General features: G+C 31.4%; 13 protein-coding genes. 10 read left to right on the top strand and 3 right to left on the bottom strand.

Annotated features, from left to right (window positions below; all coding sequences use genetic code 11):
* The 5 genes from U9R23_06610 to U9R23_06590 all read left to right on the top strand — a co-directional run.
* Positions 1 to 660 (top strand): type III deoxyribonuclease (locus U9R23_06610; protein ID MEA3476090.1); only part of this gene is annotated, 660 nt, incomplete at its 5' end.
* 317 nt (positions 661 to 977) lie between these two features.
* On the top strand, positions 978 to 1,169 hold the full coding sequence (locus tag U9R23_06605) for a hypothetical protein (GenBank protein ID MEA3476089.1): 192 nt from the start codon (positions 978 to 980) through the stop codon (positions 1,167 to 1,169).
* 27 nt (positions 1,170 to 1,196) lie between these two features.
* Entirely contained in the window at positions 1,197 to 1,571 is a 375-nt protein-coding gene (locus U9R23_06600) for a hypothetical protein (protein MEA3476088.1), read from the top strand.
* A gap of 115 nt (positions 1,572 to 1,686) precedes the next feature.
* Positions 1,687 to 2,730 carry a hypothetical protein gene (locus U9R23_06595; GenBank protein MEA3476087.1) on the top strand — a complete coding sequence of 348 codons (1,044 nt, stop codon included), beginning with the start codon at positions 1,687 to 1,689 and terminating at the stop codon, positions 2,728 to 2,730.
* Between the two features lie 54 nt (positions 2,731 to 2,784).
* Complete coding sequence (locus U9R23_06590) at positions 2,785 to 3,018, top strand: DUF2007 domain-containing protein (GenBank protein MEA3476086.1); 234 nt, start codon at positions 2,785 to 2,787, stop codon at positions 3,016 to 3,018.
* A gap of 32 nt (positions 3,019 to 3,050) precedes the next feature.
* Here U9R23_06590 and U9R23_06585 read toward each other — a convergent pair whose 3' ends face one another.
* The 3 genes from U9R23_06585 to U9R23_06575 form a co-directional block, all read right to left on the bottom strand.
* The gene (locus tag U9R23_06585) at positions 3,051 to 3,425 is read right to left on the bottom strand and encodes a hypothetical protein (GenBank protein ID MEA3476085.1); all 375 of its coding nucleotides are present in this window, start codon (positions 3,423 to 3,425) and stop codon (positions 3,051 to 3,053) included.
* A gap of 429 nt (positions 3,426 to 3,854) precedes the next feature.
* On the bottom strand, positions 3,855 to 5,024 hold the full coding sequence (locus U9R23_06580) for a pyridoxal phosphate-dependent aminotransferase (protein ID MEA3476084.1): 1,170 nt from the start codon (positions 5,022 to 5,024) through the stop codon (positions 3,855 to 3,857).
* 82 nt (positions 5,025 to 5,106) lie between these two features.
* Positions 5,107 to 5,544, bottom strand: coding sequence for a hypothetical protein (locus tag U9R23_06575; protein ID MEA3476083.1), 438 nt, complete (start codon positions 5,542 to 5,544; stop codon positions 5,107 to 5,109).
* A 1,152-nt stretch (positions 5,545 to 6,696) separates the two neighbouring features.
* On the opposite strand from U9R23_06575, the gene U9R23_06570 reads away from it, so the two are divergent.
* The 5 genes from U9R23_06570 to U9R23_06550 all read left to right on the top strand — a co-directional run.
* Positions 6,697 to 7,215, top strand: coding sequence for a hypothetical protein (locus tag U9R23_06570; GenBank protein ID MEA3476082.1), 519 nt, complete (start codon positions 6,697 to 6,699; stop codon positions 7,213 to 7,215).
* A gap of 1 nt (position 7,216) precedes the next feature.
* A complete protein-coding gene (locus U9R23_06565) occupies positions 7,217 to 8,056 on the top strand; it encodes an SEC-C metal-binding domain-containing protein (GenBank protein ID MEA3476081.1) in 840 nt (279 codons plus the stop codon).
* 91 nt (positions 8,057 to 8,147) lie between these two features.
* Entirely contained in the window at positions 8,148 to 9,983 is a 1,836-nt protein-coding gene (locus tag U9R23_06560; protein ID MEA3476080.1) for a hypothetical protein, read from the top strand.
* Between the two features lie 22 nt (positions 9,984 to 10,005).
* Positions 10,006 to 10,704, top strand: a complete 699-nt coding sequence (locus tag U9R23_06555; protein MEA3476079.1) for a hypothetical protein — start codon at positions 10,006 to 10,008, stop codon at positions 10,702 to 10,704.
* A 135-nt stretch (positions 10,705 to 10,839) separates the two neighbouring features.
* Positions 10,840 to 10,979: macro domain-containing protein (locus U9R23_06550; GenBank protein MEA3476078.1), on the top strand; the 140-nt coding region annotated here is incomplete at its 3' end.

The following is a 10,979-nucleotide window of genomic DNA, read 5'->3' as shown; positions in this document are numbered from 1 at the left end:
GACAAAATAAATAAATTAACTCCAACTCAAAAATTAGAAATAGCTTTATTTGTAGTTAAAAAGATATCGGAACAAGCGAGAACCAATACTTCAGAATTCACGGGGACTAAGTTATTTAAAGCACAATTATTAAGGAATATCTTTAGAGATAAAGTTGTAAAAATAAATAAAGATAAAAGAGTAGAAGAAACTAAAGAAATAGATTTAAACAACAAGAATTGGTTTGCTCAAACAGGATTTTATGGAACGAGTGAAGAGGAAAGTTTTATTCAATTTATTGATGAATCTATAGAGAAATTAAGACAAAAATATTCAGATATTGCCTTGCTTCGCAACGAAAAATTCTTTCAAGTTTTTGATTTTGATGAAGGTAGAGCATTTGAGCCGGATTTTATAATGATTTTGAAAAAAAGGAATAGAACCATTAGTATTTATCAGATTTTTGTTGAATCAAAAGGAGATCAATTTAAAGATGATCAAGGCAGATTTGAAAGTTCTAAAGAGGGATGGAAGCAAAAATTTTTACTTGAGATGGAAGAAAAAGCAGACACCGATTTAAAATTAGAAAATAAGCACTTTAAGCTAATGGGGTTGCCGTTTTACAACGAAAAATTAAAAAAAGATTTTGAGGAAGCTTTAGAAAATAAAATACTTTCTTAAATTATGAAAAAAATGGTCTTTCCAATAAGGCATTTTATCCTTAAAATATGCTGCAGCTTCGCACAATAGCGAATAAAAGGGAAGTCAAAGATTTCCGCAAATCCCGACAAGTCGGGACTTCTTTTATCTGCGAACCATTACACAAAATTAGGAAATAGTATTAGTCAAAAGCAGGTAGCTTTAAAAAAATAACATGGTTTTGTAAGAAGGCTGGAGTAATAAATATTATAGATGTGAGAAAGTATTGTTAAAGAACATTTCCCTACTGTTGCAAATCTAATAGAGACTCCAGAAAAAATCTTTTTATAGGCGGTTATATGAAAGTATATGCAGTATTTTTTCAAAGCGAAGATTACCCAGAACCATTTCTGGAAAACATCTTTACTACAAAAGAACTAGCCAAGAAGTATGCAAAAATAGAAAGAATTAAAAGAGAGTTAAGAGCTGATGAACTTTGGATTGAGGAGAGAAAAGCGATTGATTCTGAAATTGACTTTTGCTACTCATAGTTAATGAAGGTGTAGAGGTAGAGAGAATTGAATAAGATATTTTCGCCTAAACTGCCTCAATATTATCATACATCCGCAAAAACCGAGAGACCCTGTTTAACTTACATCATACAAATAGTTCATGAGCATGCTAAACCAAATATCAAGGCTCTGAAATTAGTATGTATTCCTAACGGTCAACTTTATTCATATTATGGGAAAAGTATTGTTAAAAGTGGTAAAGGAGGTTATGCTAAAGGGAAAGATTTTCGTTATAATTACTCTGCTGAACCTTACTTTAAACTTTTATCAGAAAGATACAAAGAGAAAATGTTTAGAATTGAATTAATATATTTAGCCAAAGGTTTAAACACAGAAGACATTACTAATCTTTCAGATGTCCCTGTTCATTTTCAATTTTAAAAAAAGGTAAATACCATCCGGATAATATGTTACCAGATGGGACGATTCGGGAAGGATTAAAACAAAATCTATAATAGTGATTATTGAGATTTGCAAAAAAACTAAAGGAATAAAGATGAGAAAAAAATCTAAAAAAATATTACTCTTTTTTACATTGATAATTGTTTTTTCATTCAAATTATATGCTACACCTATAGAAAACCAAATCTTACTCTATGGTCTTCATGGAGTTAATGCACGAGCTCTCGGGTTAGGTGATGCGTATGTTTCATTAGCGGATGCATCTTCCATATATTGGAATCCGGGAGCTTTGGGTAAACTTTCTAAACCTGAATTATTTCTCTCACATTCAAACATACAAAAATATCAATATAAATTTTATGATAGCGATATTAATAATGAATTTCTGAGTCTTGTATTATCATCAAAATATGGAGACTTTGGCTTTTGCAGTAATTATATGAATAACACATTTGATTTTGTAGATGAATTTTTTGGATATGGCAAATGGAATGAAGCTGTAAAGAAAATTGGGATTGCATATTCAAAAGAAATAATCAAACCATTGTCTTTAGGAGCAACTTATAACTATTTTGAATATAGTTGTTATTCTGAACAGTTATACAGCCATTCCTTTAATTTCGGAGCTCTTTTCAACTTTTATGAAAAATTTACTGTTGGTTTTGCCTATAGAAACATCGCTCCTGACCTTCAATTTAAAATTGATAATGATAATGATGGTTTAATTAATGAAGACCTGTATGATGAAATTGATAATGATGGAGATGGACTGATTGATGAAGATTGTGAAGAATTACCGTTTCCGCTACTCAAGAACTTTTCTTTAGGTTTTTCAACATTCTTACTAAAAAACACTAACTACGATTTATTGCTAACTTATCAGTTTGATAAAGTTGAAAAGGATTCAAAAAATAGTATAAACAATTCTAAAGTGGGAATTGAATATAGATTTAATGATATATTCCTTCGTTTAGGATATCAAAGCAACTACTATAGCGATAGAATATCCTGGGGTGTTGGTTATCAATTTGATATATCAAATCTTACTACAAAAATTGATTTTGCGTATAGTCATAATACAGAGAGTTACAGTTCTATTGGTGACCAATTTGTGGTTTCAACGATAATCCAATTTTAATGTTTAGCTTCTCAAACAGTATACTTTTATGTCTGATAAAAATACTATTAACAAATGAAAACTGAAAAAGTGGAAGAAAAGTGGGTAATAGTTTTTAAAGCCCAAGGGCAAATAGAGGGTTACATTATTAAGGGAAAACTTGAAAGTAACGGGATTCCTGTCAGACTGAAACAGGAAGCTATTGGAAAAATATATGGATTGACTCTAAATGGTTTGGGAGAGGTTAAGGTTCTGGTGCCAGAAACTTATAAAGATAAAGCTGAGAAGATTTTAGAGGAAAGCAAGTAAGCAAAATCAAATATCCCTTAATGAACTATTTGTCAAGAAGTGTTGTCTATAGAAATTGCTAAACAAATAAAAAATATTGCCCATGCTATTCCTACACCTAATAATTTGAGAACTCCATGCCGAGCCTTTCTGAAAACGGACAGATACAAAGGAATTAGAAGACACATCCATAATATAAACATAGCAGAAGAGAAAACAAAGGCATAGGGAGAATTCAAGGCATCTAATACAATTTCAACAGCTAATACTGGTACCAGCATCGGCAGGATTATTTTTACCATTTCTATTCTTTTCTCTTTATTCATAGGTGGAAGTAACAATTTTTTGAACAAGGGTATTGCTTTTGCCAAAATTGGGAATGAAGTCACAACTACAACTATTTCTCCCCATATAAATAACTTATTCATATTACCTCGTAGTAATTTTAGTTAAAATTAAAATATAAGCAGAATTCTATATTAACATTAAAGTTTTTTTATTCTCGGATCTAGAGGGTCCACAAACAAAGTCTTCTGGTTTCTATACACCACAAATTCTGGTGGACTTTTTCTTGGTTTGGAAACATATCTAATCTTTGTAAGATCAATTCGTTTCTTTCTAAAATTAGTTTTGAAAATCTTATCATTAATTATTTTGATAAAAGCATAATCAGTATTCTCAAATTCAATTTCATTTTTACCAGCATCAATACATTGGACTACAAGTGCAAATGGATTTTTAAGAACATTTACTTAAACATACCCAAAAGGGCATCAATAATTAGGATAAGTGGTTAAGCCTGTATTTATGCATAAAGCAAAATAAAAAATTTCTATTTACATCAACAGATTAGAAAATTAATTAAAATAAGCTTCTATCCTATCAAAAGCTTTATTTATTTCCGCCTCTGACACACAAAATGACAATCTTAAATGACTCTCTCCAGTTGGTCCAAAAGCTATTCCTGGTGTTGAAGATACTTTAGCTTCTTTCAAAAGTTTTTTGCAAAAAGTTATTGAGTCCTTTCCTTCTTCTAATAATATTTTAGGAAACATAAGATAAGAACCAACAGGTTTTACATAGGAAAATACTGAATCAAGTCTATCAAGACGGTCACACATAAGGTTACGAGTAGCAAGGTAATTATTTCTGAATTTTTTAACACAATCCTGAGAGCCCTTCAAGGCAGCAATCGCTGCATATTGAGAAACTACTGGCGCACAGATTGCAAAAGGAATGTGTGCTTTTGTGATTTGTGGAATCAACTCCTCATCGGCATGCAGATAACCGATTCTCCAGCCAGTCATAGCATATGTCTTTGTGAAAGTATAACAGCTTACAACATTCTTTCTCATTTCTGGAATTGAAGCGATGCTAAAATGTTTATTGTTATCGTAGACAAAATATTCATAAGCTTCATCAGTGATAACCATTAAGTTATTCTCTAAAGCGATTTCGGCAAGTTGACAAAGTTCTTCTTCACTGAACACAGTTCCAGTGGGATTGTTAGGAGAACAGTACATAATTGCTTTTGTCTTAGGGGTTATTGCTTTTTTAATATCCTCAATATTTAGAGCAAACCCATCCTCCTCGCTCAAAGGAATTAGAACAGGTTTTCCAGAGGCAATAATAACCTGCCGAATATGTGTTGAGTAAGTTGGAGATGGCAAAATAACTTCATCCCCTGGGTCAATAACTGACATCACTGCTGCAGATAAACCCTCAATAGCACCAACAGTAACCAATATTTGTGAAATATTAGCATCTACAGTGTTATCTCGATTGAGCTTCTTAACTATCTCTCTTCGTAAGTCTAATAAGCCTGCATTTTCTGAATACCCTCCTACAAGTCCATTTCTTATTGCAGAAATTGCTCCTTCTTTGATATGTTCTGGTGTATCAGAGGTTGGTTTTGCCCAGGACAAGAAAGCTACATCTTCTACTTCTTTTGATAATCTTGTCATTTCGTGGATTGCAGATTTTTGTATCTGCGCAACTCTATTTGATATCTTCCAGTTATCTTTCATTTTTACTTGCTCCTTTCTGAAATTGTTATCCAAAATATAATCAGCTATAAATCTTTACCTTATTTTCAACTTAGTTATCATGTTAAGTCCCGATTGCTTCCTGAATTGCTTGAACCAGTTTTTCCGGCTCATCTGTGCCAATACGATATTTTCTGCCTTTTTTCATCTCAAGCTCAACTGCGAAGAGTCCAGATACATTATATAAAATACCATGTGGTGTAATTCTGATTCCCCAACCATAATACCAGTGATTTTTTACTTCTCTGCATGATTTAATTTCATTGATAGGAAATTTTTTACGAATAATCCCGGCACCGAATTTAATTCTGAGAAATTCACTGTCTATCTCAACTGTTAGTTTAGTAAACATCCACAAGGCTAAAATAACTATCAAAACAACAATAAAACCAATTGTATTAAATCCAAAAAAAGACATAAAGAAAACTATAAATGCAAGAACAATACATAAGACAATTAACATTAAATTACCAGTTTGTGTATGTTTATATTTTTTATACATTTCTGTTTGCTCCTTTCATAACTTGCATCATTCGAGAATGATTTAAGTTCTGACATTATCTTTTTTACTTGGCACCTGAATAATACCAAGCATAAAATTCATTTGGGGTACTTATTCTATAATGCCTGATTATGTTGCCAAAATTAAACATATTTAAGACTTAGATTTAAATAATAAGTGCAACTTTTGATAAAACAGTTTAATTGTCAAAGAAAAGTTGTACTTATGAAAATATATAAACAGATAACTCAAAAGCCAGGCTCGGCGCCCAGACGGGCAAAGATATGAAATATCAGGATATTTGTCGGTCTCGGCGCCCCGACGGGAAGGCAGGTTTTAACAAATCTCAATAATCAAAATAAGGAAAATTTTAAGGAGTTTATATATGGCATATAAATATCAGCCTAAAGCCAAAGGATCTGTCTTCGGCATGAGAGCTACCTCTGGCATGATGCCGTTGGCATGACAAGAACCACCGTTCAGAGCTGATATGAGATAAAGCATTCCCCTTTAGGAGCCAGAGATGCTGCCGAAAAATTCCATAAGTGAGAGTGATTAAACTAACCTTGCGATCCCGATATACCCGTTCTCCGTAGCACTGCGAAGGGTGAATCGGGACGCAATGGTTGGTTTAGTAGAGACCATTACGGAGGTCTTATGACCATCCGTAAGGTCTCTTGGCTGAAGAACATTATTATTTCACCTATCGGGTGATATCTAATCATATCCCAGGTTTGTTGTCCATCCTTCTTTTCAAAATATTTATACTTCTTATAGAATCTTCTGGAAAAAATAATATAATATTTGACATTTTTTTGCAAAAAGGATATTGAATGGATTAATTATTTAAGGATGAAGAAGTCAAAATTATAAAAACAGAAATTTATCCGCCAGCTCCGAGACGGATTCTCCCCGAGTACTCGGGGATAAATCGGGACTGGTGGATTTAATCCTACGGGATTTATACCCATATTACTCACACAGCAAAGAATAAAATTGTGAGTCCATTGGACAATTTAAATATTGAGGATGAAAATATCGAAAGTTAAGAAAATGAGAATATCTATATGCGAAATACACGCAATAGAAATTCGGGGATACCTACGTTATATGAAACGTTACTGAGAATAATTATACAGAAAAGGAGTAACAATGAATAAGCACGAAAATGAAGAGAGACGAATTAAGATATCAAATGGTTTGTTGACTAGGAGTAGTTTACAAAAAAAGGATTATTATCCTGAAGAATATTCTAAAGAAATCCAAGCCTCTAACGTAGTATTGATACCTAATGAAAATTACAAAAATTTTAAATATCCTGTTTTTCCTGAACAAACTAAATCTTTCTATGATTTCTTAAAAGACAAATCATCTGATTCTTTTAAACCATCCATCTGTATTTCTGATGAAGATTATTATGAATTGGAATTACATGCTGACATTGTTACAATACCTTCAATGATCGTAACCTTTCTGGTTCTTCCAATATTAACAAGAATAATAGCAAACTATCTTTATGATTTAATTAAAAAAAGACGAACAGAAATTAATGTAAAAGTAAGTATTACTGTAGAGAAAAATGGCGATTCAAAAAAGATGGATTTCGAGGGTAAAGTTGAAGAATTTGAGAAATGTTTTGAAATAGCGTCAGGCAAATTGTTTGGAGATTAAAATGAAGCTATTGCATGATGATCTTAAATCAATTAACGAATATTTGAAAAATCATAATGGAATAACAATTGATGACAATATTCTTGAGTTATTAAAAAAAAGGAAGAAAGAATTTGTAGAAAGAAACCAGCAGACCGATGCAAAAAAAGTTTGGTGTCTTCAACAAATCTTTATTGTAAAAAAGCACTATATAACAGCGTATAATTCTTTATGTAAAAAAGAATTTTATAAAGCTTGGTGTGAGTTTGATAGAGCAGATATTGAACTTTCATTTTTAACAAAACATCTTGATATTTCTGATAACCGTTACAATCTAAAGTTTATTAGTCATCAAATTCGTAATTTCCAAAAATTATTTCCATACCGATCGTTCATGAGTAGAGAAGCTATTATTAAAAAAAGTGTGTGCAATATTTGTGGTAAAACTATTGGAATTAAAAATAGTTGTGAGCATAAAATCGGAGAAATATATAATGGCGAAATGTGTAGCCGAAGTATTAAAGATTTAGATGTTTTGGGTTTTTCGTATGTAAAGAATCCTTTTGATAAGTATACTGTGTTATTTCCAAAAGATATGGAATACAACTACAAAAAGTTAGAGAATCTAATTGAACATTTAAATAGCCCGTTTGAGAAATGGAAAGTCGTTATTGAAAAAACAAGAAAACCTGAATTCAAAAAATGTTGTAGAAATAATCCATGTCCGTGTGGTAGTGGATTAAAATACAAAGAATGTTGTTGGATTACAGGAAATGATTCATTCGATCATTATAAAATTTTATTTTTGGATAAACCTAAAGGCATTATTAAACCTTTAGAAATTGTGAGCACTTGGAAATAAAAGGAATCATATAACAAGCCTGCCCACAACTCTATCGCTAATGTGGAGCAGGTAAACCGTTATACCCAAATTATCTTAAAAGGAGTTTAATATGAAAAGATTTAATTATTTATTAAGTGTTTTTATAGTGCTCTGTGCATTTGTTTCATGTACAAAAGAAAGTACTTCCCCAGAAAACGAATTACTGAATCCCACGAATCTCGAATTATCTTTAATCGATAATAATTTGATAAAACTTAATTGGGATGATAATTCTACAAAGGAAATAATATTTTGTATAGACAGAAAGAAAGGTGAGGAAGATTGGCTTATAAATTACAATGAAGTTGCTGAAAATATTACAACATTTAATGATTATATACCGACAACTACAGATACGGTATATTCATACAGAGTAAGAGCATTTGATGGAGATAATTATTCGTATTATACAAATATCGTTGGATGGTTCTCTTCTAATTCTAGCCCATCTAATCTATCATTAGAGCAAATAACTCAAGATAGTATCAAAATAACCTGGCAAGATAATAGCGTTGGTGAAGAAGGATTTTCACTGGATCGCAAAATTGGTGAAGATGAATGGATAATTAAATATACAATAATTGACCCAAATGAAACCCAATATACTGATTATTCCAACTCTTTAAATGAAATTTGCTATTATAGAATATCTGCATTTAGTGGTTCATCCAATTCAATAACCATTTCTGACTCAGTTCAAGTTATTTTACCGGCACCAACAAATCTTACATCTACACTAGATGATAACACTGTATTGCTAAATTGGAACGATAATAGCAACTCTGAAGATGGTTTCTATATTGAAAGGAAGACACCCGAAAGTGAGTACGGTTTATTAGCATCTGTTACTGAAAATGTAACAAATTACAGTGATAATACAATTGAAAACAATATTGTTTATTATTATAGAGTTTATGCATATAAACAAACTATCAATTCAAATTATTCAAATGAAACAACTGCTTCATCTTTTCAAAATTACATTCTTGTTCCTGAACATTACAATGAAATACAGCAAGCAATAAATAGCGTTGGTGATGGTCATACAATCTTAGTCTCACCCGGTACTTATTATGAGAATCTTAATTTTCTCGGAAAAGAAATATCATTGATTTCTTATTTTTCAGTTACAAATGATAGATGTTTCATAGAACAGACTATTATTGATGGTAATCAAAATGGAAGTTGTGTACTATTCGTTACTGGTGAAACAGAAAACACTTTGTTACAGGGTTTTAAATTGATAAATGGTTCAGGCACTCAAACTTCAAGTCCAAATACTCAATTAAGTGGTGGAGGTATTGCTTGCCGTAATTATTCTAATCCAAACTTGTTCGATTTAATTATTACTGAGAATACCGTTAGTAATACAGGTACAGGAGGAGGTATACATTGTAGCCACAATGCTTCACCATATATAAAAAATGTTATTATTTCAAACAATTTTGATGGTGGAGGTCTTTTTTGCTGGGATTATTGTAATATCATATTAGAAAATGTAATAATTTCTGGAAATTATAGTTTTTCTGGTGGGGCAATGTATTGTTCTGATTATTCAAATGTAAGTTTAATAAATGTAACAATAGCAAATAATTATGCTGACTATCACGATGGTATAGGTTGTCAAAATTCAGATATGACAATTTTGAATAGTGTTATTTGGAATTATCAACCGATTTATGTAACTCAATCAGGAACTGTTTCAATAAGTTATTCAGATATTAGAAATGGATGGGAAGGAATTGGTAACATTGATGTAGATCCTTTATTTTTTGGATATAATGATTTCCATTTACAATCAGATTCTCCCTGTATTGATACAGGAAATCCTGATTTACAATATAATGACGCAGATGGAAGTAGAAATGATATGGGTGCTTATGGAGGTCCAAATGGTGATTGGTAATAAATCAGTAAGGAGGTTTGTGATGTCTAATGAAGAAGCAATAAGTTACTTCTTAAATGAGAAAATTGATCCCAAAGTTAATATTCAAGGGAGCTTTTCAAGTTTTAATATGGCTCTTTATGAAATAAGAAGAGTTACTAAACGAGATGAGTTAACAGGGCAAAGAAATTTTTCTTATGAAAATAATAGCTGGTTAGGTGCTATTGGTTATATGTCATTACTTGATATGATTGGAGCTTGTTTTAAACCACAAGATACTACTACAATTGATGAAAATAGAGATTTTGTGCGTGCTCTTAAATATTTCTCAGAAGATTTAACAGAAGATGAGATGTTAGCATTGTATGCTTTGAGATGCGCTCTAACACACGATTTTAGTTTATGTAATTATAATCCTAATAATCCTAAATTAAGTCATATTTTTATACTCCGAATAGGGAACAATGATAAAGTTGTAAAATTACCTACAACATCTTGGGATGGGAGTTATGATAATAGAACAGAAGATAATCAGACTATTATTGATATTGAGATATTTGGAGATATTGTTGAAGCAATTTGTAAGAAAATTGCTTCTCTAGCAAAACAAAACAAATTAGAAATAATTCTCACTGGTGGAGCAGATGAACTTATTAGTCGTTTTACTTCTTCACAAAAATTTAGTATAAAATTAAGATTTTCAAAAGATTCGAAAATATCTAAAATCAAAGTGAATCAATAGATATTTAGTTGCTATATTTTCAATTTATTTGGGTATAACAAAAGCCTCCACATTAGAATTGAGAGAAAATAAAGAAGAACGTGGCAGGCTCTAAATGTTAGGCGACATTGGAATTATACAACCAAAAGAAGTTATATGGAAACAAAAATTGGCAAAGCAAAATTAATCCTTTTACAGGGAGACATAACAGAAGAAAATACAAACGCAATTGTAAATGCCGCAAATTCCTCCCTTTTAGGTGGAGGCGGCGTGGATGGTGCAATTCATCGTGCTGG

Source organism: Candidatus Cloacimonadota bacterium, assembly GCA_034722995.1.
Taxonomy (GTDB): Bacteria; Cloacimonadota; Cloacimonadia; order JGIOTU-2; family JGIOTU-2; genus JAGMCF01.
Note: the sequence above shows the minus strand (reverse complement) of the source record. Positions and strands in the feature narration are given on the sequence as shown.